At 61.6% G+C, this 375-nt stretch carries 1 pseudogene; it reads left to right on the forward strand.

The features are described 5' to 3' along the window. Window positions 1-142: 142 nt before the first annotated feature. Window positions 143-375 (forward strand): annotated as a pseudogene (locus DNK49_RS23460) (hypothetical protein); the annotation flags it as partial.

A 375-nucleotide genomic window follows, 5' to 3' on the forward strand; every position in this document is an offset into this window, starting at 1 on the left:
CGCCACGACATTCGGCCACCATGCGCACGGCGCGCTCACGAACTTCGGGGGAGAACTTCACTGACTTCTTCATGGCTCTATCTTCTCAAGAACTAGAGCCTCCACCAAACCCGGGGCGATTCAGTTCGATCCCGAGCGCCGCGTGCGTTACATCAAGGAGGCCGTGGCCTTCGGTCTGTTCCTGCCTGGCCTCGAGCTGTTCGAGCACTTCACCCTCTACGAGCCGGTGTGCGACGAACGCCAGATGGTGGTCGAGCATCTCGATGGGTTGGCCGCGGACGATCTGCTGCTGCTCGATCGCGGGTATCCAAGCGCGTGGCTGGTGGCCTTGCTCATCCATCGCAACATCCCGTTCTGCATGCGCTGCGACGTCCA

The sequence above is a fragment of the Parazoarcus communis SWub3 = DSM 12120 genome (genome assembly GCF_003226565.1).
Classification (GTDB): domain Bacteria; phylum Pseudomonadota; class Gammaproteobacteria; order Burkholderiales; family Rhodocyclaceae; genus Parazoarcus; species Parazoarcus communis.